We start from the raw sequence: 20,755 nt of genomic DNA, 5'->3' as shown, positions 1-20,755 counted from the left end.
ATGTCGAGGGAAGCCCAGCGCCAGGCCGTGCGCGCCGTGCGCGAAGGCCTGATCGCCCAGCTGGAGGAGCTCTACGCCGCCAGCTTCGAGCGGATCGCCGGCCAGGACCTCGGCGAGGGCGGCATCGCCCGCCTCACCCAGCTGCTGCTGCGCTCCCGCGAGGCGGCGATCACCCCGCTGCAGGAGGAGATCGAGGCACCGCTCATCACCCGCGCCCCCACCCCCGTGGACGACGGCGCCAGCGACACCGCCAGCGAGCCCCCCACAGAGCGCCACCCCCAGCCATGACCGACAGCGACTGGTTCAGCCGGCTGGAGCAGCAGCTCGAACAGCAGCTCGACGCCTTTCTGAGCGCCAACCCCCAGCAGGAGCGGCTGCTGCGCCAGCAGGAGCGCCAGGAACGCCAGCAGCGCCTGCGGCGTCGCCGCCTCGACCTGCAGACCAGCGCCGAGCAGACCCGCTCGGAACTGCTGCATCTGGCCGGCGAGATCGGCGAATGGCAGCAGCGGGTGGAGCGGGCCCGGGCCGCCGGTGCCGCCGAGCTGGCGGAGCGGGCCGAGCTGCATGTGGCCGAACTGCGCGCCCGCGGCCGCGACCGCTGGCAGGCCCTGGGCGAACTGGGGGTGGCCTTCCGCCAGGTGGAGGCCGAACTGAGCGCGCCGGCCGAACCGGACAGCGTGCCCAGGAGCGCCGCCGCCGAACCAAAGGCCGACCTGGACCGGGCCTGGGCCGACTTCGAGGCCCAGCAGGAACTGGAGCGGATGCGCCGCAACCAGGGCGGCGGCTGAGCCGTAGGGCACCCGCCCCTTCGCCGTCCGGCGCCACGATGGGTTTCCTGCTCTCCAAGCTGCTGCCGCTGCTGGTCTACCCGCTCGGGCTGGGAGTGGCCCTGGGGGTGGCCGGGCTGCTGGGCCGGCGGCGGCGCTGGGGGCCCTGGGTGGGGGGCGCCGGGCTGGGGGTGATCTGGCTGTTCGCCATGCCGCTCACCAGCCGTCAGCTGATCTGGGGGCTGGAGGAACGGGCCGGGGCCCTGATGCCGGCGGCGCTGCCCCGGGCCGACGCCGTGGTGGTGCTGGGCGGCGGACTGCGACCGCCACTGCCGCCGCGCTCGGGGGTGGAGGTGGCCGAAGGCGGCGACCGGCTGCTCACCGGCGTGCGTCTGCTGAGGCAGGAGAAGGCGGCCCTGCTGGTGACCAGCGGCAGCCGGGTGAGTTTCACCAGCGGCGATCCGGCGCCACCGGAGGCCGCGTGGGCCAGGGATCTGGCAGTGGAGCTGGGCGTGCCCAGGGATCGCATCCTGCTCAACCCGCTGTCGCGCACCACCGCCGAGGAGGCGCGGCACATCGGCGAGCTGGCCGAACGGCGGGGCTGGCGGCGCATCCTGCTGGTGACCAGCGCCTACCACCTGCCGCGGGCCGTGGAGACATTCCGACGGGACAGCGCTCTGGAGGTGGTTCCGGTGGCCAGCGACTTCCAGCTGCCGGCCAGGGCCCAGTTCGGCAGGCCCACCGCTGCCAGCCTGGCGCTGGATCTGCTGCCCCAGGCCGATGCCCTGGAGCTCAGCACCGTGGCCATCAAGGAGCACCTGGGCTCGCTGACCTATGCCCTCAGAGGGGGGCTGGGAACGAGCAGGCAGCCGGGACCCTGAAGCCTCGGGGCTGGCCTCACTTCTTCGGGGCCGGGGGCACCAGGCTCACGCCCTCCGGCGGCGGTGTGGGGTCGGGGTCGGCGATCAGCATGTGCTGGAGGACGATCTCGGGGCGTTCGCTGTCGCGCCAGCGGATCCGGTAGGCCGGCATCTTGGTGCCGCGGCTGGTGGTCTGCTCCACGGGCTCCATCACCCAGCCGCGGCGCGAGCGGCCCTGGGGGTTCCGCTTCACGACCGCATCCGCATGCTGGAAGCGAAAACCAACGCGCTCGCCACTCATGGAATCGTTGCCCCTGCGGGGAAGTTCGGCTACCGGGGCCATTATCCCATTGCGGCCCTCAACCCTCCCGGGCGGCCTCGCTGCGGGGCTCCGGACGCAGCAGCGGAAAGGCGATCACATCACGGATCGAGGGACTGTCGGTGAGCAGCATCGCCAGCCGGTCGATGCCGATGCCAAGGCCGCCGGTGGGTGGCATGCCCACCTCCAGGGCATGCAGAAAGTCCTCGTCCACCCCCTGCGCCTCGAGATCGCCGGCCGCCCTGCGGGCCTGCTGGGCCTCCAGGCGCTGGCGCTGGTCCAGCGGATCGATCAGCTCGCTGAAGGCGTTGGCCGTCTCGCGGCCCACGATGAACAGCTCGAAGCGCTCCACCAGCCCCTCCTTGCTGCGGTGGCCCCGCGCCAGCGGTGAGATCTCCAGCGGATAATCGAGCACGAAGGTGGGCTGGATCAGGTCGGCCTCCACGGTCTGCTCGAAGGCCTCGTTGAGCAGCCGCCCCACCGAGTCGGCCAGATCGGGCACCTGCAGGCCCTTCTCGCGCATGGCCGCGGCCGCCAGCTCACGGCTGTCGAAGGCATGGAAATCCAGCCCGCAGGCCTGCTCCACCAGCTCGTGCATGGTGGCCCGGCGCCAGGGGGGCGTGAGATCGATCTCCGTGCCCTGATAGGTGATGCGCGTGCCGCCGCACACCTGCTGGCACACCTCGGCGATCAACGCCTCGGTGAGGTCCATCATGTCGTGGTAGTCGGCATAGGCCTGGTAGATCTCCACCGAGGTGAACTCGGGGTTGTGGCGGGTGCTCACCCCCTCGTTGCGGAAGATCCGGCCCAGCTCGTACACCCGCTCGAAGCCGCCCACCACCAGGCGCTTGAGGTGCAGCTCGGTGGCGATGCGCAGGGTGAGGGGCAGATCGAGGGCGTTGTGGTGGGTTTCGAAGGGACGGGCATCGGCGCCGCCGGGCACGCTCTGCAGCACCGGCGTCTCGATCTCCAGAAAGCCCCGCTCATCCAGCCAGCGGCGCATGGCGCTCACCATCCGGGCACGGCGGCGGAAGGTCTCGCGGGTGTGGGGCGAGACGATCAGATCGAGGTAGCGCTGGCGGTAGCGCTTCTCCACATCGGCCAGGCCATGCCATTTGTCGGGCAGGGGCTGCAGGGCCTTGCAGAGCATCTGCCAGCCGGTCACCTTCACCGACAGCTCACCGCGGTCGGTGCGCCGCAGCGTGCCCTCCACGCCGATCAGATCACCGGCGTCCACCAGCGCGGTGATCTGGCCGAAGGCACCGGGCGGAGGCGCATCCGGCTGAGCTGCCTCCAGGGTGGCCTTGTCCAGATAGAGCTGGATCGGACCGCTCTCATCCACCAGGGTGAAGAAGGCCAGCTTGCCCATCACCCGCCGGGTCATCACCCGACCGGCCACGGCCACGGCCACATCGCGCTCCTGGCCGCTAGGCAGGTCGGCGTGCCGCTCCTGGAGCTCGGCGGTGCGGTGGCTGGGCTCGAAGCGCAGGGCGTAGGGCCCCTGAGCGAGTTGCGCCAGGGCAGCGGCCTTCTCCAGACGGGTTTCGCGCAGCTCCGACACGGGGACTGGGGGTCTCAGCAGGCAGCCATCCTGCAGGACGGCGGCCGGTGCGGTGGGGCGCGGACGCCTCAGCCGGCGGCGACCATGCCGCCGTCGCCCATGCGCTGGGAGGCGTAACCGGTGCCGCGCACGGTGAGGATCAGCTCCGGGTTGCGGGGATCGGGCTCGAGCTTGCCCCGCAGCCGCGCCACGTACACGTCCACCACGCGCAGGTCGGCGGCGCGGCGGGGGGGATAGCCCCAGAGCTGCTCGAGGATCTCGGCCCGGGGCACCACGCGGCCGGGCTCGCGGAACAGCAGCTCCAGCAGGCTGAACTCGGTGTAGGTGAGGGCGATGCGGTCACCGTCGCGCGTCACCTGGCGGCGGTTGGTGTCCACCACCAGATCCCCCACCCGCAGCACGCCGTTGCCGCTGGGCACCTCCCGCGGCTCGCTGCCGGCCGAGCCACGGCCCACCCGACGCAGGATCGTGGCGATGCGGGCCTCGAGCTCCTTGGGGCTGAAGGGCTTGGGCAGGTAGTCGTCGGCGCCCAGATCCAGCCCCGACACCCGCTCGGCGATGGCATCGAGGGCCGAGAGAAAGATGATCGGCACGCACGACTCGGCACGCAGCCGCCGGCAGACGGCGAAGCCGTCCAGCTTCGGCAGCATCACATCGAGCACCACCAGGTCGGGCTGCTCCCGGTGGAAGAGGGCGAGGGCCTCCTCGCCGTCCTCGGCGCACACCACGCGATAGCCGGCGAGCTGCAGGCGCATGAGCAGCACCCGTCGCACCGCGGCCTCGTCATCCACCACCAGCACCGTGGCCTTGGTTTCACTGGCCTTGGGTTCGGCAGCCATGGGTTCGGCCGGATTGGTCGACCTGTCCGCCGAGGGCATGCGCAAGGCTCCAACGGTGTGAAGTTTCGCAACCCTACCTTTCAATCCACCCTCCAGGCACGCGCTGGACAGCACAGGCGCCATCAATTCGCCCAGATTTAAGGATTTGTGCTGAAAAGCGCCGCTCCGCCTCAGCCCCCCTCAGGGCCAGCGGGCCTCGGCGTAGCGGTTCCACTCCCGTTCCGCCTCGGCCAGGGCGCGGTCGCTGTCCACCTGGCCGAGCATCGCCCGCTGCAGCTGGGTGTAGACGATCGCCTGCAGGCGCTTGATGCCCGGGATGGCCGGCACCAGCACACGGGCCCGCTGCAGGGTGCGGGCCGAGAGCAGCCGGGCCTGCTCCACCAGCCGGCTGGCCGCATCGCCCTCCGCCGGCCGGGCCAGGGAGGTCTCCAGCTGGCTGAGGGTCTGGCGGGAGGAGGGCAGCACCCGGGCCTCCTCGGCGAAGGCCAGCTGGTTGGCGGCATCGGTGAGGAACACCGCGAAGCTCACCGCCTCGGCGGCCATGGCGCTCTGGCGCGGCACCACCAGATTCATCACCGCCACGTTGGCCGCGCCGTCATCGCCGGTGATCGGCGGGAAGGGGGCGGTGTCGCGGGCGATCCCCGGGGCGTTGGTCTGCAGGTTGCGCAGGAAGTCGGGACCGGTGGCCACCAGCGCCAGATCGCCGGACTGGTAGAGCTCGATGGCGCGGCGGAAGCCCTGGCTCACCACCTCCCGCGGCAGCAGCCCACGGCGGTAGAGCTCGCTCCAGAAGCGGAACGCCTCGCGGCCGGCGGGGCTGTTGAAGGCGGCGCGGCGACGCCCGTCGAGCAGCTGCACGCCCATCTGCACCAGGGTCTCCAGCAGCTCGGCGGAATCGTCCGGCACCACGGTCATGAACAGGGCATAGCGGCCCGTGCGCTGCCGCACCGCCTCGGCCCAGGCGGGCACATCCCGCCAGCGCCTGGGGGGAGCCTCGCTGCCGGCCTGCCGCAGCAGCCGGCGGTTGACCATGGCGATGCGGGCGGTGAGATACCAGGGAATGGCGAACTGGGCGCCGTCCTGAGCGCCGGCCTCCCAGATGGCCGGCAGATAGCTCTGCTGCACCCCCGCCGGCACCAGGGGGGTCAGGTCGAGCAGTCCCCCCTTGCTGGCCAGGTTGGCCGCGAAGGGGGGGTTCAGATTCACCAGGTCGGGAGCGGTGCGGGCGAACACCGAGGCCAGCAGCTTGCGCTCCACCGATCCCCAGGGCACATCGGTCCAGCGCACCCGCACGCCGGGATTGCGGCTCTCCCAGGCGGCGATCACGCCGCCCAGGTAGTCGTTGAAGCGCGGCGCCAGGTCGAGGGTCCAGACGTTGAGCTCGCGCCGGCCGCCGCCGCCGCCGCCGGGCCGGCCGCAGGCGGCCAGGGCGGCCGATCCCCCCGCCGCAGCCAGCAGGCGCAGCATCCGGCGGCGCGGCATGGGGGGGGGGGCCAGGCGGCTGCGCATGGGCTCGCTCATCGGCTCGCTGGGCATCGTCGTCAGGTCAGCTGCGCAACCCGGGCGCCAGCTTGCGCCAGAGCAGCAGTTGCAGCGAGCACAGCATGGGCGCCAGCAGGGCCGTGAGCAGCGTCTGGGCCAGCAGGGTGTGCAGGGCCGCCCTGCCTGACTGCCCCCACCAGAGCTGCTGCAGCCACAGCGATCCACCCAGCAGGGCCGTGCCCAGCATGGCCAGCAGACCGAGGTTGAAGCTGCGTTCGATCGGCGCGGCCCGGCGCCCGAGGCGGCCCCACCACCAGCCCAGCAGCACCAGCGCCGGCAGCTGGGTGAGCGGGCCGGGATGGAGACCGTCGAGCATCAGGCCCAGGGCCGTCCCCAGGAGGATCCCCGACAGCGGCCCATCCGCCAGGGCCCAGGGGAGCAGCCACAGCACGGCCCAGCTGGGGGGCACGCCGGCCAGGCGCAGGGGGGGCAGGGCGGCGAGCACGAGCAACGGCACCAGCAGGGCGCTGAACGCGGTCCAGGGCTGGCGCATCAGACCGGTCACTGCGCCCGCACCCTCACCTGCACCCAGTCGATCGCCTCCACCGGAGCGCTGAGCTGCACCACCGCCTCCGGCGCCGGCACGGCCCGGTCATTGACGCTCTGCACCACCCCCACGGTGAGATTCGGCGGCAGCAGGGTGCTGGCGGGCGACGTGCTGACCACATCGCCGGGTCTCACGCCCACGTCCTGCTGGATGAAGCGCAGCATCGGGCGGTCGGTGCCCAGCCCCACCAGCATCCCGTGGTGCTGCACCCGGCCCACCCACACCCCCACGCGGCTGGAGGTATCGGTGAGCAGGGTCACGGTGGCGGTGGCGGGGGTGACGCTGCCCACCCGGCCCAGCAGGCCACCCGGGGCCAGCACCGCCGCGCCGCTGGCCACGCCGTGCAGGGAGCCGCGGCCGATCACCAGCTGCTGCCACCAGCCCTGGCTCTGGCGGGAGATCACCGGGGCACTGAGCAGGCCGCCCGCGGTGCTCTGGAGCTCCAGCATGTCCCGCAGCCGGCTGTTGTCGGCCTCCAGCTGGTCCAGGCGGGCCTGCTGGTCGAGGTCCTGGGCCGCCCGCAGCCATTCCGACTGGGCACTGCCCGGCCAGAAGGGCCGGCTGAGCTGCGCATAGGCGTCACTGAGGAACGCCCCCTTGCTGAGCCGCACACCCACCAGGGCCGCCAGCACCAGCAGCCAGGGCCAGGCCGCGATGACCAGGCGCAGCGGCGGAAGGCGCAGCCTGCGGCCCGGCGACTGCATGGGGCTCAGGCGAGCTGGCGCACGAAGTCAGGAGTGTCGAGCACCCGCTCGAGGCGCTTGTAGTCCTCCAGCACCATGCCGCAGCCCTGCACCACGCACAGCAGAGGCTCCTCGGCCACATGGGTGAGGATGCCGGTCTCGTGGCTGATCAGGTCGCTGATGCCGCGCACCTGGGCGCCGCCGCCGGCGAGCATGATGCCGCGGTCGACGATGTCGGCCGCCAGCTCAGGCGGGGTGCGCTCCAGCGTGCGCTTCACCGCTTCGACGATCACGTTGAGCGGCTCGGCCATCGCCTCGCGGATGTCGCCGGCACGCACGTTGATGGTGCGGGGCAGGCCGGAGAGCAGGTGCAGGCCGCGCACGTCCATCGAGGTCTCGTCGTGGATCTCGTCGGGGAAGGCCGAGCCGATGCGGATCTTGATGTCCTCGGCGGTGCGTTCGCCCACCACCAGGTTGTGCACCTTCTTGAGGTACACGCCGATGGCGTCGCTGAGCTCATCGCCCGCCACCCGCACCGACTCGCTCAGCACGGTGCCGCCCAGGGACAGCACCGCCACCTCGGTGGTGCCGCCGCCGATGTCCACGATCATCGTGCCCACCGGCTCGGTCACCGGCAGGCCGGCGCCGATGGCCGCGGCCACCGGTTCGTCGATCAGGTGCACCTCGCGGGCGCCGGCCAGACCCGCCTCACGCACCGCCCGGCGCTCCACGCCGGTGACGCCGCTGGGAATGCCGATCACCAGCCGCGGCGCCACGATGCCGCGGCCCTCGTTGCCCTTCTGGATGAAGGTCTTGATCATCTGCTCGGCGGCGTCGAAGTCGGCGATGACGCCATCGCGCAGGGGCCGCACGGCGCGGATGTTGCCGGGGGTGCGGCCGAGCATCATCTTGGCCTCGTCGCCCACCGCCAGGGGGACGCCCTTCTCCAGGTCGAGGGCCACCACAGAGGGCTCCTGCAGCACGATGCCCTTCCCGGACACGTACATCAGGGTGTTGGCCGTTCCCAGGTCGATGCCGATGTCGCGGGAGAACTGAAAGCGACGGAAGAACACGTGGCAGCACCCGGCCGGCAAGCGCCGAATCATAGGTGGGTGTTACGGCCCGCCCTGACGGTGGCACTGGTTGAACGGTGGCGCCGTGGACCGACCGCCGGCCCCGGTTGCCCCATCATTGATCCCTACGAACGAGGACACACGCCATGGGCGTCAACTCCATCACCCTGGTGGGCCGGGCCGGCCGCGATCCCGAGGTGCGCTACTTCGAATCCGGCAGCATGGTGGCCAACCTCACCCTGGCGGTGAACCGCCGCAGCCGCGACGACGAGCCCGACTGGTTCAACCTCGAGATCTGGGGCAAGCAGGCCCAGGTGGCGGCCGACTATGTGCGCAAGGGGTCGCTGCTCGGCATCATCGGCAGCTTCAAGCTCGACCGCTGGACCGACCGCAGCAGCGGCGAGGAGCGCACCAAGCCTGTGATCCGCGTGGACCGGCTCGAGCTACTCGGATCAAAGCGCGACAGCGAGGCCATGGCCGGCGGCGGCTTCGGTGGCGGCGGCTTCGGTGGCGGGGAGCCCAGCGAGGAGGAAGTGCCCTTCTGAGCACCCGCACCGTAGGGCGTCGATGGGGTCGCCGGCAGCGCTGGCGCGACGGCCGGCTCAGCCCATCGACGTCCCTCGGCGAGCCGGGAGTTGGGTTGGCTGCCAGGCCGGTGCCGGCGCCAGTGCCCTGTGCCAGAGCCGGTCGCCAAGCGCCCGGTGCTGCACCCACAGGCCCGGGGTCACAGCTGTCCTCAACAGCCTGTGCTCAACGGAGAACCCCGAACCGGAGCTCCGGCACCTCAGTTGCCCTCGCCAGCAAAACGCCCTCGCCAATTCTCACTGGCGAGGGCGTCATCCATTGGGTCTGCACTTCCGGCGCTGAGCCCTGAGTGCTCGGCCAGGCATGAGAAAGGCCTGCCCAGGGCAAGGACTCCCCCAGACCCCAAACTCAACCAGCCCCCCAACCCTCTCGCTCAGCCCGCCGGGTCGGCCCGCATGAGGGCGGCGTCCGGCCGCAGGCCGGGGCCGCCCGACGCGGGCAGACCAGGGGTCGGCACCTCAGTAGCGGTAGTGCTCGAGCTTGTAGGGGCCCTCTACGGGAACGTTGATGTAGGCGGCCTGCTCGGGGGTGAGCTCGGTGAGCCTGGCGCCGATCTTCTCGAGGTGGAGGCGCGCCACCATCTCATCGAGGTGCTTGGGCAGCACGTACACCTGCTTCTCGTACTGATCGCCCTTGGTGAACAGCTCGATCTGGGCCAGCACCTGGTTGGTGAAGGAGTTGCTCATCACGAAGCTGGGGTGACCGGTGGCGCAGCCCAGGTTCACCAGACGGCCCTCGGCCAGCAGGATGATCTTGTTGCCGGAGGGCAGGGTGATGTGGTCCACCTGGGGCTTGATGGTGTCCCAGGGGTACTGCTTCAGCGAGGCCACATCGATCTCGTTGTCGAAGTGACCGATGTTGCACACGATCGCCTGATCCTTCATCTGGATCAGGTGCTCGTGGCGGATGACCCGGAAATTGCCGGTGGCGGTCACGAAGATGTCGACATCGCGCACCACATCGTCGAGGCGCACCACGCGGTAGCCCTCCATGGCGGCCTGCAGGGCGCAGATCGGATCGATCTCGGCGATCATCACGGTGGCGCCGAGGCCGCGCAGCGACTGGGCCGAACCCTTGCCCACGTCGCCGTAGCCCAGCACCAGGGCCACCTTGCCGGCCACCATCACGTCGGTGGCGCGCTTGATGCTGTCCACCAGCGATTCGCGGCAGCCGTAGAGGTTGTCGAACTTGCTCTTGGTGACCGAGTCGTTGACGTTGATCGCCGGGAAGGGCAGCTCACCGGCCTTCTGCATCTGATAGAGACGGGCCACACCGGTGGTGGTTTCCTCGGTGACGCCCTGGATCGCCGCCTTGATGCGCGAGTAGAAGCCGGGCTGGGCCGCCAGCTTCTGACGGATGCTGTTGAACAGCGCCGTCTCCTCCTCGTTGGAGGGGTTGTCGAGCACCGAGGGATCGCTCTCGGCCCTGGTGCCCAGCATCACCAGACCGGTGGCATCGCCACCGTCGTCGAGGATCATGTTGGGGGTGCCGCCATCGCCCCACTCGAGGATGCGATGGGTGAAGGCCCAGTACTCGTCGAGGCTCTCGCCCTTGTAGGCGAACACGGGAATGCCGGCCGCTGCGATGGCGGCGGCGGCGTGGTCCTGGGTGGAGAAGATGTTGCAGCTGGCCCAGCGCACCTCGGCACCGAGGTTCACCAGGGTTTCGATCAGAACGGCGGTCTGGATCGTCATGTGCAGCGAACCCGCGATGCGGGCACCCCTGAGGGGCTGCTCAGCGCCGTACTTCGCCCGCAGGGCCATCAGGCCGGGCATCTCGGTTTCGGCGATGGCGATCTCCTTGCGGCCCCAGTCGGCCAGGCCGAGATCGGCGATCACATAGGAACTGGTGCTCTGCAGGGCAGGCGCTGCGGCGGGGGTCGCCACCATGGAATGGTCTCCGGGAACGGTGAGGTCCTGGGCGGGGCAGGCCGTGGCAGGACAGGCCGGCGCCGAGGAGTGGGGGTTGAAAGTTCTGCGGAGTCGCCGAGGCTTCGGGCTCGCGTGGGGGCAATCTACCGGGATGCACACCCGCAGCGTGTTCCTGGCCGATGCCGCCGCCACCCGCGCCCTGGGCGTGGAGCTGGCCCGCCTGTGGCTGGCCGCCGCAGGCGATGCACCCCCCGGCAGCGCCGCGGTTTCGCCGCCGATCCTGCTGCTGCGGGGGGATCTCGGCGCCGGCAAGACCTCCCTGGTGCAGGGAGTGGCCGAGGGCCTGGGCATCGCCGAGCCGATCACCAGCCCCACCTTCGCCCTGGCCCAGCACTACGCCGGGGTGCTGGCCGACGGCAGCCCAACGGCGCTGGTGCACATCGATCTCTACCGGCTGGACCAGCCCGCCGGCGCCGATGAGCTGCTGGCCCAGGAGGAGGAGGAGGCCCTCGGCCTCGGCGCCCTGCTGGCGGTGGAGTGGCCCGAGCGGCTGAGCAGCACGCCCGCAGGCGCCTGGCTGGTGGCGCTGGAGCTGGCCGACGGGGCCGATCCGGAGGCCGGCCGCACCGCCCGGATCACCAACCCCCGGCCCGCTTAGGGGGGCCCCGCTCTGAGTCGCGGCCTTTGAGGCGCGCCCTTCAGTGCGCCGCCAGAAAGGCGGCCACCTGGGCCGCCGTGGGCTGGGGATCGATGGCCCCGGCCCCCTGGCACACCAGGGCCCCGCAGGCACTGGCGACGCGCATCAGCTCACGCACCGCACCGTCCCGGCCCGCCGCCGAGGCCATGTCCGCGCTGCCGGGGGCGAGCAGCCGGGGCTCGGCCACCAGCCCGTGCAGCAGGCCGGCCGTGAGGGCATCGCCGGCCCCGGTGGTGTCCACCACCGGCACGCGGAAGGCCGGCAATTCCCCGGCCGCCCCGCCCAGCCACCAGCGCAGCGGCGCCGCGCCATCGCTCACCAGGACGGCCGGCCGCTGCGGCAGGGCGGCGCTCGCGACGGCCGGATCGCCGCTGCCGAACAGCCACTCGGCCTCTTCGCGGGCGCACTTGATCAGCGCCGCCTGGAGCAGCAGCGGCTCCATGGCGGCGCGTTCAGCCGGGCCGGGACCGGCGGCGGGGTCGGCGGCGGGATCCCAGAAGGTGGGCCGCCAGTTCACATCCAGGGCCAGGGGCACGCCGGCCGCCGCGGCCTGCCGGCACGCCAGCTGCAGGGCTGCCGCCGCGGCGGGCGAAGCGAGGGGGATCGTGCCCACCAGCAGCCAGCGCGCCGCCGCCAGCAGGGGCCCGAGTGCGGCCGCCAGCTCGCCGGCAGCGAGCGCCTGGTCCGCGAAACCCTCACCAGCACGCACCGCAGCCAGATCGGCACCCGCGAAGCCGCCGAATTGCCGCTCGCCACTGGCATCGCGCCGCACCAGCACGATCCGGCTCGGCCGCCGGGGGTCCAGCTGCAGGGCGGCGGTGTTCACGCCGCGCTCCGCGAAGAGCTGGCGGAAGCCGGCGCCGATGGCATCGCCGCCCAGCCGGCCCAGAAAGGCACTGGGCGTGCCGAGCCGCGCCAGGGCGCAGGCCACGTTGGCGGGGGCGCCGCCGAGGCGGTCGTCACAGGGGCCGTCGCTCGCCGGGTCACCACCGGGTGGGCCGAGGCGGTCCACCAGCGCCTCCCCGAGGCAGAGCACCCGCGGCGGAGCGGAGCGCAGTGGAGCCATCAGGCGGCCGGGCGGTTCTCCTCAGGCTGAGGCAAGGCGCCGCCGGCGTCAGCACCCAGCCGCTGCTGCAGCGCCGCGATGATGCGGGCATTGGCGGCCGGGAAGGGATAGTCGGCCAGCTGCTCGGGCCGCACCCAGCGCACCTGCTGGGACGCCAGCGGCCGGGGCTCGCCAGAAAGCCAGCGGCAGAGATGCACCACGAAGCGCAGCTTCCTGTGGCTGTAGGCATGCTCGAGGGTGATCAGCTCCTCATCCACCGCCGCCTCGATCGCCAGCTCCTCGCGCAGCTCGCGCACGATCGTGGCGGCGATCGGCTCACCGGGCTCCTGCTTGCCGCCGGGAAACTCCCACAGGCCGCCCAGCAGGCCCTCGTTGAGCCGCTGGTCGATCAGCACCTCGCCGGCCGCGTTCAAGACCACCCCCACACCGATCACCTGGAACGGCAGCTCGCGCGGGGCGTCCTTCACGGGGTAGGCGGCGGGGTGGCCGGCAGCGTAGGCAGCGCAGTGCCCCTGCCAGGGACAGGCGCCGCAGCTGGGGTTGCGGGGCGTGCAGACGGTGGCGCCCAGGTCCATCAGCGCCTGGTTGAAGGCCCGGGGCCGCCGCGGATCGAGCAGCAGCTCACTCAGCTGCCAGAACCCCCTGAGCTGCCGCGCCGGCGGCCGCGGGCAGGCGATCAGCCGTGCCAGCACCCGCTTCACGTTGCCGTCGAGGATCGCGAAGGGCAGATCAAACGCGGACGAGAGGATGCTGCCGGCGGTGCTGCGGCCGATCCCCGGCAGCGTCTGCCAGCCCTCCAGGGTGCGGGACCAGGGATCGGCGCTGGGGTCCGCGGCGGACCCTGCGGAGGCTTGCCGGATCTCCAGCAGCTGCCGCGCCCCCTGCTGCAGACGCCGGGCCCGGGAGTAATAGCCCAGGCCCTGCCAGAGCAGCAGCACGTCGTGGGCCTCGGCCGCCGCCAGGGCCTCGAGGCTGGGGAAGGCGGCCATCCAGCGCTGCCAGTAGGGCAACACCACCTGCAGCTGGGTCTGCTGCAGCATCACCTCGGCCACCCAGATGGGAAAGGGATCCAGCGGTTCGCCCGGCTCCGGCCAGCGGCCATCCGAGGTGACCATCCATGGCTTCTGGTCACTGCCGCGCCTGCCCTGAACCTGCCACCAGTCCAGAAGCTGCTGGCCCATGGCTGGAGCCTCGGCAACCGGCCCCTGCAGGCCGGGGATGGACCGGGGTGACTGCACAGCAGCTGGAACGAACGAAGAGGGGCTCAGCAGTCTGCGGACTCCAGAACGCCCAGTGACCGACCCCGGCAACCGATGGAGCCAAGCCGTTCGCCCGCCCGAAGCTGATCCTTCAGGGGCTTTTTGCTGGAAGACCCCGGGCGAGAGTTGCCGCCACGAGAAGCGGCGCTTGGACTCTGTGGAAGCGCTGCATAGGCCCCCTTGGTCTCGGCTGGAAAGGTCGGGTTTTGTGGGCCTGTTTGTGGGCCTGGCTGAACACAGCAGGGATGGCGGTGGTTCCTGCGGGACGCAAGCCCGGCCCGCAGGGCCGGGGCCACAAGCGTCCGCAGGTGTGTGTCCTGTCCCCTGGAATCCTGCTCAAACCTGGGTGCTACTCAAACGATCACCACGGGATTCATGGCGTCAACGCGATAGCCGCTCAGCAGAAACATGGTGTCCTGCGATGGCTGAAATCCAGATCTGTTGTTGTTGATGACGACAAACGCACCATCAAAGCCATCGACCCGGATGGCCGCCACCTGACCGGGAAGAAACCCAGGCCCAGCCAAGGCCCGATCGACCTGGCTCGCATTCAGGCGCTTGGCCCTGCCTGCATAGCGATCAATGGTTGCAGCAAATGTTTGATCGCCAATTGCAATACGATCGCGCGGCTCGAAGTTTGTGATGACATCAAAACCATCAATCGTGCTCTTCCGGGGACTCTCCAATGTGAATGTGTCCGATCCGCCGGATCGGCCGGTGAGTTGGTCAACTCGAGAGCGGCCAAGCGAGCGCTCTTGACTGAACTCAAGCCGATAGGGATTGGAAATTGTCGCGACATTAGCGCGAAGTGATCGGGCGACATCACGGCTGTCGCCACCACGCTCGTTGCTGCCCCAGGTGACGACGGAGCCATCGGCCTTCAAGGCCGCAAAGGCGTAACCAGTTGTATAGATATCAACAACATCATCCTGAAGCAAGCGCCGAACCCTCCGAGAATCGCCTCCATACTCCGACTGGCCCCAGGAAACCACCGATCCATCCTCTTTGAGCGCAGCAAAGGCGTTTCGTGTTGAATAAAGAGACTCGACACCGCTCCGCAGGTCCTGCTTGACAGCAGAACTGTTGCCACCGCTGGACGGGTTCCCCCATGTGACGACTGAGCCATTCTCCTTGAGGGCTGCAAAGGCATAGCGATTTGAAAAGACAGTTGCAACTCCAGATCGCAGACGATCTCGCACCCTGGAACTGTCTCCGCCTTGCCGCGCGTCACCCCAGGTGACCACAGATCCATCTCTGCGAAGCGCTGCAAAGGCATAGCGGGCAGAAAAAACGCTTTCCACTTTGCCCGAAAGCTGATCGGCCACACTCGAGCTATCCCCACCACGGTTTTCCCAGCCCCATGTCACAACCGAACCAGACTTTTTCAAGGCAGCAAATGCGTATCCAGTCGAGGTAACTGATTGAACACCTCTTGCGAGCTTGCTGGCAACATCCGAGCTGTCTCCCCCTCGCAGAGAGTCGCCCCATGTCACGAGCCTCCCCCGGCGCTTCAGCGCCGCAAAAGCATAACGAGTTGAATAGATTTCCGTGACTCCTGAGCGGATCAGATCAGCCACCTTGGAGCTGTCTCCACCTCTCGGCTCACCCGTATCAATAGGCCCACCAAGTTTCTCGCTGCGCGGGTCAATCGTTGACAGCCCCCACGTCACCACCCGTCCACCTCGCTTGAGTGCAGCCATGGATGTCGACGTTGTAAAAATGGTCTTGACCCCACCACGCAACTGGCTGGCAACAAGTGTGCTGTCTCCACCCTCGTCAGGTTTTCCCCATGTCACCACCGACCCGTCATCCTTGAGGGCGGCAAAGGCGCGGCGGGTTGAAAATACGCGGATCACACCATCTTGAAGCCTGGAGCGAACAGCGCTGCTGTTGCCACCCTTGGGATCCTCGCCCCATGTCACGACTGAGCCATTGTCAAGCAAGGCTGCAAAACTATGCCGATTGGAAAAGACATCGACAGCAGGTGCCTTCAGATTGCGAATTACAGGAACAAACGATCCGCCATCTTGAGAACGACCCCAGACAACGATTGAGCCATCATTCTTGATCGCCGCAAAGGCACCTTGATTGCGCCACTCATGCCGGGAGCGGCCTGGCTCGGCAATACCCAGATCCACAAATCCACCCTTGAGCTGCTTGGCCATCTCTCAACTCTCCGACGCTGACCCAAGCCTAGAAGCAACCATCGATGGAGCAACAGCGGGATAACCGAGTGACATGTCAAGCCGTTACATCGAGTCACAGCACTGTTGATCACCCCATTGGCTTCAACAGGGGGCCAACCGGCCGCCATGGCATCCCAGACCTCGGCCGTGCACGCGGGGCGGCACCCGGGTTGCTGAATCCGGCTTCCGTGTCAACACTGCGCAAGAGGACGACCCCTGGTGATTCCTGGCGGGCGTCCGGCCCAGGCCCTGCCTCCGCCCCCCGCTCGCAGCCACTCCCGCCCATGCCCCTGCAGACCCCACGCCATCGCCCCCGGGCCGCCCGCGTCCACCGCAGCCGCCACGCGGCCCTCCCCACCGGGCTGGCCCTGGGCCTGCTGCTGCTCGGCGCGGCGATGCCGGCCCGGGCGGAGAAGGCGAAGCCGGCGCCGAAGGCGCTGGGGCCGCTGCCGGCCAGCTGGGTGGGCGACATCCCGGGGGCTTCGGGCCCGGTCCGCTGGCACGTGGATCTGGAGGCCGACGGCACCTACCAGCTGCGCCAGACGTACCTGAACCGCGACCCGGAGCGCGGCTTCGACGACATCGGCCGCTGGCAGCTGGACGCCGATGGCCGCCGGCTGGTGCTGCGGGGCGGCCGTGAGGCGCCGGTGTTCCTGAAACCGCTGCGCAGGGGCCGCCAGCTGCGCAAGCTCGACCTGGAGGGCCGGCCGGTCCGCTCCCGCCACAACGACCGGTTGGCGCGTCTCAGCCAGCCCGCCCCCATCGACCCGCGCCTGCACCTGGCGGGGCTGTTCCGCTACATGGCCGACGCCCCCAGCATCCAGCTCTGCGCCACGGGCCGCACCCTGCCGGTGGCGATGGACGCCGACTATCTGAAGCTGGAGCGCGCCTACCTGCAGACCCGGGCCGCCGGGGCGCCGCGGCTGGTGAATCTGGAGGGCCTGATCACCACCCGGCCGTCGATGGAGGGTGGCCAGCCACCGGTGCGCACCCTGGTGGTGGAGCGCCTGGTGAACCTGCACGCCGACCAGACCGCCTGCCCCGGCGGCCAGCAGCTGCCGCTGCGGGGCACCAGCTGGCGGCTGGACAGCCTCAGCCGGCAGGGCCGGCAGGAGCGCCCGCCGGCCGGCGGGCGGCCGGTGGAGCTGCTGTTCGACACGGGCAGCGACCGGGTGAGCGGCAGCGGCGGCTGCAACCGGCTGATGGGCGGCTTCAGCCTCGACGGCAAGGCCCTGCGCTTCTCGCCGCTGGCCAGCACCCGGATGGCCTGCGGCGAGCCGGTGATGGCCTTCGAGATGAACGTCCTGCGCGCCCTGGAGCAGGTGCGCGGCTGGCGCATCGAAGCCGGCGAGCTGTTCCTGCTCGATGCCGGCGGCAGCACGCTGCTGCGCTACCGGGCCAGCAGCACTCCAGCCAGCGCCGAGCCGGCCGCCGGCTCCTGAAATCCGGCGCCTGATGGCACGATCGTGCCGGTCCGCAGCGGCGCCGGAGCATGGACGGGATCAACACGGCGATGCTGCTGGCCGGGGTGCTGCTGCTGATCGGCATCGCCTCCAGCAAGTTCTCGGCCCGGCTGGGCATGCCCGTGCTGGTGCTGTTCCTGGCCGTGGGCATGCTCGCGGGCTCGGAGGGCATCGGCCGCATCCCCTTCGAGAACTACCCCCTGGCCAACAGCCTGGGCAGCGCCGCCCTCGCCCTGATCCTCTTCGACGGCGGCCTGCGCACCTCCCTCGACTGCGTGCGGCGGGTGTGGAAGCAGGCCCTGGCGCTCTCCACCGTGGGGGTGCTGCTCACCTCCGTGATCACCGGCCTGGCGGCGGCCTGGATCCTGGGCATGCCGCTGCTGCAGGGCCTGCTGCTGGGCAGCATCGTCGGCTCCACCGACGCGGCGGCGGTGTTCTCGGTGCTGCGCACCAGTGGTCTGCGCCTGCCGGAGCGGCTCACCTCAACCCTCGAGGTGGAGAGCGGCTCCAACGATCCGATGGCGATCTTCCTCACCATCGGTCTGATCGGCCTGATCAACGGCCAGGCCGGCTCCGGGGCTGATCTGGCGCTGCTGTTCCTCACCCAGTTCGGCGTGGGCGCCCTGGTGGGGGTGGGCGTGGGCCGGCTGGCCGGCCTGGCCGTGAACCGGATCAATCTCGACTACCCCGGCCTCTACCCCCTGCTGGCCCTGGCCTTCGGGCTGCTGGCCTTCGGCCTGGCGGCGGTGCTGGGCGGCAGCGGCTTTCTGGCGGTGTATCTCGCCGGGATCGTGCTGGGCAGCAGCCCGATCGTGTGGCGCCGGGGGATCTTCCTGTTTCACGACGCCGCCGCCTGGCTCGGACAGATCGTGCTGTTCGTGATGCTGGGGCTGCTGAGCTTCCCCAGCCGTCTGGCGGCCGTGGCCTGGGAGGGCCTGCTGATCGCCCTGGTGCTGATCCTGGTGGCCCGGCCGGTGGCCGTGCTGGTGGCGGCCAGCCCGTTCCGCTACGACGCCCGCGAGCTCACCCTGCTCTCCTGGGTGGGGCTGAAGGGAGCGGTGCCGATCACCCTGGCCACCTTCCCGCTGATGGCCGGCGTCTCCGGCAGCCACGTGATCTTCAACGCCGTGTTCTTCGTGGTGCTGATCTCGGCCGTCAGCCAGGGCTGGTCGCTGCCCGCGGTGGCGCGCCGGCTGCGGCTCGGACGGCCGGCCGATCCAGCGCCGCCGTTGTCGGTGGAGATCAATGCCCTGCGCCATGTGGATGGCGAGATCGTCGACTACACCGTGCGCCCGGGGGCGCCGGCGGCGGGGCTGAGGCTGCGGGAGCTGGCCCGGCCGGACGGCATGGTGGTGACCCTGGTGGTGCGCCGCCGCCAGGTGGTGATCCCCCGCGGCGCCACGGCCCTGGAACCCGGCGACCATGTGTTCGTGGCCCTGCGCAGCCACGTGAAGCCGCTGATCGACCGCCTGTTCAGCCCGGAGGCGAAGGAGCTGCCGTTGCCGGAGGACCTGGAACTGGTGTTCCCCGGATACACCACCCTGGGGCAGCTGAAGCGGTTCTTCGCTCTGGCCGAACCGCTGGCAGCGGCCGCCGCCGCCCACACCCTTGATCATCTGCTGGAGCACGAGCAAGCCGGAGCACCCGGCCGCTTCGGTCCGCTCGTGATCCGCCAGGGCTGCGAAGCCGACGCGGTGCGGGTGATCACCCCTGGTTCGGCGGAGCGGGATTGCCGGGATCAGGCGGCTCGCGTTCCCAGCTGAGCCCGCAGATCCACCAGGTCCTCCACGATCAGCTCGGCGGCCCGCTCGGCCGCGTCCAGGAAGGGCAGCAGCGTGCGCTGGGCGCCGAGGAACTCGAGCTTGGCCACCTCCGCCTCGTCGTGGGCGGTGGCGATGAAGTGGCCACGGAAGCCGGCCGTCTGCAGGCCGTGGTGAATGGCCGTGTTGGCCTCCAGGGAGGGCAGCGTGCTCACCACCACCGTGGCCGAGGACAGGGGCAGCGAGGAGGTGAACTCGGGATCCTCCGAATCCCCGTACTGCACCGGCAACCCCTGGGCGGCGGCCAGGCGCAGGGCCTGGGGATCGAAGTCGATGCCGAGGATCGAGAGGTTGTGGGGCCTGAGCTGGCGGTGGATGGCGCCGCCGAAACGGCCCAGCCCCAGCAGGATCACGTCCACCCGCGCCGGGCCGGAGGAACTGCCGGCGATCTCGCTGAAGGGGTTGCGCCGCTCGAACAGCCGCAGCGGCCCCCGCAGCCAGCGGTAGAGCTGATCGGAGCCCAGGATCATGTAGGTGGAGAGAGCGATGGTGATCACCCCCACCAGGGTGATCAGGCTCACCTCGGCCTCGCCGAGCTGGCCCAGCTGCAGCCCCAGGGCCGCCAGGATCAGCGAGAACTCCGAGATCTGGGCCACGGTGAGGCCCGCCAGCAGGCCGGTGCGGCGCCGGTAGCCCATCCAGCCCATGATCGCCACCACGATCAGCGGGTTGCCCACCAGCACGAACAGCGACAGCACCAGGGCGGGTCCGAACTGCAGGCCCGCGGCCGAGAGGTTGAGGCCGGAGCCCAGATCGATGAAGAAGAACAGCAGCAGGAAATCGCGCAGGCCGGTGAGCCGGGAGGCGATCGCCTCGCGGTAGGCGGTGGAGGCGATCGACACACCACCCAGGAAGGCGCCCACCTCCTTGCTGAACTCCACCGCGTCGGCCAGGGCGGCCAGGCCCACGGCCCAGCCCACGGCGAACAGCACCAGCAGCTCCTGGTTCTGGGCCAGGCGCCCCAGCAGCGGCGGCATCACCCAGCGCATCGTGGCGGCGGTGCCGAGCACGAAGGCGCTGCCCACCAGCAGCAGCCGGATCGCCTGGGCGGCGATGCCGCCGTCGCCCTGGGTGGTGAAGGAGCTGAGCAGGATCATCGCCAGGATCACGGCGATGTCCTGCACCACCAGGAAGCCCACGGCGATCCGCCCGTGCAGCGAGTCGATCTCGCGCTTGTCGGAGAGCAGCTTGACGATGATGATCGTGCTGGAGAAGGTGAGGCACACGGCGATGTAGATCGCCGGCACGGGCCCGTAGCCCAGGGCCAGGGCGATCAGGAAGCCGAACAGCGAGGTGAACACGATCTGGCCCAGGCCGGTGGCCAGCGCCACCGGACCCACCGAGCGGATCAGGCCCACGTCGAGCTTCAGACCCACCACGAACAGCAGCACCGAGATGCCGATGCTCGAGAGCAGCTTCAGCTCGCTGCCGCCGGACACCCAGCCCAGCGCGGCCGGGCCCACGAGGATGCCGGTGAGGATGTAGCCGATGATCAGGGGCTGGCGCAGCTTCAGGGCCAGCACGCCGATCACCCCCGCCAGCAGCAGGATGGCGGCGAGCTCATGGAAGACGCTGCTGAAGATCATCGGCTGGGGGAGGCACGGAAGCTCCGACCGG

19 protein-coding genes are annotated in these 20,755 nt (G+C 70.3%); 7 read left to right on the top strand and 12 right to left on the bottom strand.

Translation table 11 applies throughout. The features are described 5' to 3' along the window. From KBY90_RS01720 to KBY90_RS01710, 3 genes are read left to right on the top strand one after another with little or no spacing between them, the layout of a single operon-like run. Positions 1-288 (top strand): hercynine metabolism small protein, encoded by a 288-nt coding sequence (locus tag KBY90_RS01720; RefSeq protein ID WP_254966666.1) that lies wholly within the window; start codon positions 1-3, stop codon positions 286-288. Further along, positions 285-788, top strand: coding sequence for a hercynine metabolism protein (locus KBY90_RS01715; protein WP_254966665.1), 504 nt, complete (start codon positions 285-287; stop codon positions 786-788). The genes KBY90_RS01720 and KBY90_RS01715 overlap by 4 nt, the downstream gene beginning before the upstream one ends. A gap of 38 nt (positions 789-826) precedes the next feature. Next, positions 827-1,648: a YdcF family protein gene (locus tag KBY90_RS01710; RefSeq protein WP_254966663.1), complete on the top strand. Its 822-nt coding sequence runs from the start codon at positions 827-829 to the stop codon at positions 1,646-1,648. Positions 1,649-1,664: 16 nt separating this feature from the next. On the opposite strand, the gene KBY90_RS01705 is transcribed toward KBY90_RS01710, so the two are convergent. From KBY90_RS01705 to KBY90_RS01675, 7 genes are all read right to left on the bottom strand, one after another. Continuing rightward, positions 1,665-1,928, bottom strand: a complete 264-nt coding sequence (locus tag KBY90_RS01705; RefSeq protein WP_035832975.1) for a hypothetical protein — start codon at positions 1,926-1,928, stop codon at positions 1,665-1,667. 58 nt (positions 1,929-1,986) lie between these two features. Further along, positions 1,987-3,507: a lysine--tRNA ligase gene (gene lysS, locus KBY90_RS01700; RefSeq protein ID WP_254966662.1), complete on the bottom strand. Its 1,521-nt coding sequence runs from the start codon at positions 3,505-3,507 to the stop codon at positions 1,987-1,989. Between the two features lie 68 nt (positions 3,508-3,575). Continuing rightward, the gene (rpaB, locus tag KBY90_RS01695) at positions 3,576-4,346 is read right to left on the bottom strand and encodes a response regulator transcription factor RpaB (protein WP_254966661.1); all 771 of its coding nucleotides are present in this window, start codon (positions 4,344-4,346) and stop codon (positions 3,576-3,578) included. Positions 4,347-4,526: 180 nt separating this feature from the next. Continuing rightward, the gene (locus KBY90_RS01690; protein WP_254966660.1) at positions 4,527-5,882 is read right to left on the bottom strand and encodes a sugar ABC transporter substrate-binding protein; all 1,356 of its coding nucleotides are present in this window, start codon (positions 5,880-5,882) and stop codon (positions 4,527-4,529) included. 10 nt (positions 5,883-5,892) lie between these two features. After that, positions 5,893-6,381 carry a rod shape-determining protein MreD gene (locus KBY90_RS01685; protein ID WP_254966659.1) on the bottom strand — a complete coding sequence of 163 codons (489 nt, stop codon included), beginning with the start codon at positions 6,379-6,381 and terminating at the stop codon, positions 5,893-5,895. An 8-nt stretch (positions 6,382-6,389) separates the two neighbouring features. Further along, positions 6,390-7,139, bottom strand: a complete 750-nt coding sequence (gene mreC / locus KBY90_RS01680) for a rod shape-determining protein MreC (RefSeq protein WP_254966658.1) — start codon at positions 7,137-7,139, stop codon at positions 6,390-6,392. Between the two features lie 5 nt (positions 7,140-7,144). Beyond that, a complete protein-coding gene (locus tag KBY90_RS01675) occupies positions 7,145-8,191 on the bottom strand; it encodes a rod shape-determining protein (protein ID WP_315858692.1) in 1,047 nt (348 codons plus the stop codon). A gap of 146 nt (positions 8,192-8,337) precedes the next feature. Here KBY90_RS01675 and KBY90_RS01670 point away from each other — a divergent pair, with 146 nt between their 5' ends. Next, on the top strand, positions 8,338-8,736 hold the full coding sequence (locus KBY90_RS01670) for a single-stranded DNA-binding protein (protein ID WP_254966656.1): 399 nt from the start codon (positions 8,338-8,340) through the stop codon (positions 8,734-8,736). A gap of 498 nt (positions 8,737-9,234) precedes the next feature. Here KBY90_RS01670 and ahcY read toward each other — a convergent pair whose 3' ends face one another. Then, entirely contained in the window at positions 9,235-10,665 is a 1,431-nt protein-coding gene (ahcY, locus tag KBY90_RS01665) for an adenosylhomocysteinase (protein WP_254966655.1), read from the bottom strand. Positions 10,666-10,798: 133 nt separating this feature from the next. Between ahcY and tsaE the strand changes: the two genes are divergently transcribed. Continuing rightward, entirely contained in the window at positions 10,799-11,305 is a 507-nt protein-coding gene (gene tsaE / locus KBY90_RS01660) for a tRNA (adenosine(37)-N6)-threonylcarbamoyltransferase complex ATPase subunit type 1 TsaE (RefSeq protein ID WP_254966654.1), read from the top strand. A gap of 40 nt (positions 11,306-11,345) precedes the next feature. On the opposite strand, the gene KBY90_RS01655 is transcribed toward tsaE, so the two are convergent. The 3 genes from KBY90_RS01655 to KBY90_RS01645 all read right to left on the bottom strand — a co-directional run bounded on the left by KBY90_RS01655 (position 11,346) and on the right by KBY90_RS01645 (position 15,834). Beyond that, positions 11,346-12,410, bottom strand: a complete 1,065-nt coding sequence (locus KBY90_RS01655) for a carbohydrate kinase (protein WP_254966652.1) — start codon at positions 12,408-12,410, stop codon at positions 11,346-11,348. Further along, the gene (gene mutT, locus KBY90_RS01650; RefSeq protein ID WP_254966651.1) at positions 12,410-13,591 is read right to left on the bottom strand and encodes an 8-oxo-dGTP diphosphatase MutT; all 1,182 of its coding nucleotides are present in this window, start codon (positions 13,589-13,591) and stop codon (positions 12,410-12,412) included. Before mutT ends, KBY90_RS01655 begins: the two co-directional genes overlap by 1 nt. Before the next feature lie 431 nt (positions 13,592-14,022). Next, a complete protein-coding gene (locus KBY90_RS01645; protein ID WP_254966650.1) occupies positions 14,023-15,834 on the bottom strand; it encodes a hypothetical protein in 1,812 nt (603 codons plus the stop codon). Between the two features lie 305 nt (positions 15,835-16,139). Here KBY90_RS01645 and KBY90_RS01640 point away from each other — a divergent pair, with 305 nt between their 5' ends. Beyond that, complete coding sequence (locus KBY90_RS01640; protein WP_254966649.1) at positions 16,140-17,297, top strand: META domain-containing protein; 1,158 nt, start codon at positions 16,140-16,142, stop codon at positions 17,295-17,297. A gap of 50 nt (positions 17,298-17,347) precedes the next feature. After that, complete coding sequence (locus KBY90_RS01635; RefSeq protein ID WP_254966648.1) at positions 17,348-19,081, top strand: potassium/proton antiporter; 1,734 nt, start codon at positions 17,348-17,350, stop codon at positions 19,079-19,081. On the opposite strand, the gene KBY90_RS01630 is transcribed toward KBY90_RS01635, so the two are convergent. Next, a complete protein-coding gene (locus KBY90_RS01630; protein ID WP_254966647.1) occupies positions 19,057-20,724 on the bottom strand; it encodes a cation:proton antiporter in 1,668 nt (555 codons plus the stop codon). The genes KBY90_RS01635 and KBY90_RS01630 overlap by 25 nt on opposite strands. Positions 20,725-20,755: the final 31 nt, after the last annotated feature.

The organism is Cyanobium sp. CH-040 (genome assembly GCF_024346135.1).
GTDB lineage: Bacteria > Cyanobacteriota > Cyanobacteriia > PCC-6307 > Cyanobiaceae > NIES-981.
The sequence above is the reverse complement of the archived record's forward strand: the minus strand, read 5'-3'. Positions and strand labels throughout refer to the sequence as shown.

Coding starts and splice junctions, on each gene's coding strand:
- tsaE (WP_254966654.1), top strand. CDS start 10,799: ATGCACACCCGCAGCGTGTTCCTGGCCGATGCCGCCGCCACCCGCGCC.
- ahcY (WP_254966655.1), bottom strand. CDS start 10,665: ATGGTGGCGACCCCCGCCGCAGCGCCTGCCCTGCAGAGCACCAGTTCC.
- KBY90_RS01710 (WP_254966663.1), top strand. CDS start 827: ATGGGTTTCCTGCTCTCCAAGCTGCTGCCGCTGCTGGTCTACCCGCTC.
- KBY90_RS01720 (WP_254966666.1), top strand. CDS start 1: ATGTCGAGGGAAGCCCAGCGCCAGGCCGTGCGCGCCGTGCGCGAAGGC.
- mutT (WP_254966651.1), bottom strand. CDS start 13,591: ATGGGCCAGCAGCTTCTGGACTGGTGGCAGGTTCAGGGCAGGCGCGGC.
- KBY90_RS01635 (WP_254966648.1), top strand. CDS start 17,348: ATGGACGGGATCAACACGGCGATGCTGCTGGCCGGGGTGCTGCTGCTG.
- KBY90_RS01640 (WP_254966649.1), top strand. CDS start 16,140: ATGCCCCTGCAGACCCCACGCCATCGCCCCCGGGCCGCCCGCGTCCAC.
- KBY90_RS01705 (WP_035832975.1), bottom strand. CDS start 1,928: ATGAGTGGCGAGCGCGTTGGTTTTCGCTTCCAGCATGCGGATGCGGTC.
- KBY90_RS01630 (WP_254966647.1), bottom strand. CDS start 20,724: ATGATCTTCAGCAGCGTCTTCCATGAGCTCGCCGCCATCCTGCTGCTG.
- mreC (WP_254966658.1), bottom strand. CDS start 7,139: ATGCAGTCGCCGGGCCGCAGGCTGCGCCTTCCGCCGCTGCGCCTGGTC.
- KBY90_RS01715 (WP_254966665.1), top strand. CDS start 285: ATGACCGACAGCGACTGGTTCAGCCGGCTGGAGCAGCAGCTCGAACAG.
- rpaB (WP_254966661.1), bottom strand. CDS start 4,346: ATGGCTGCCGAACCCAAGGCCAGTGAAACCAAGGCCACGGTGCTGGTG.
- KBY90_RS01685 (WP_254966659.1), bottom strand. CDS start 6,381: ATGCGCCAGCCCTGGACCGCGTTCAGCGCCCTGCTGGTGCCGTTGCTC.
- KBY90_RS01655 (WP_254966652.1), bottom strand. CDS start 12,410: ATGGCTCCACTGCGCTCCGCTCCGCCGCGGGTGCTCTGCCTCGGGGAG.
- KBY90_RS01690 (WP_254966660.1), bottom strand. CDS start 5,882: ATGCCCAGCGAGCCGATGAGCGAGCCCATGCGCAGCCGCCTGGCCCCC.
- KBY90_RS01645 (WP_254966650.1), bottom strand. CDS start 15,834: ATGGCCAAGCAGCTCAAGGGTGGATTTGTGGATCTGGGTATTGCCGAG.
- KBY90_RS01670 (WP_254966656.1), top strand. CDS start 8,338: ATGGGCGTCAACTCCATCACCCTGGTGGGCCGGGCCGGCCGCGATCCC.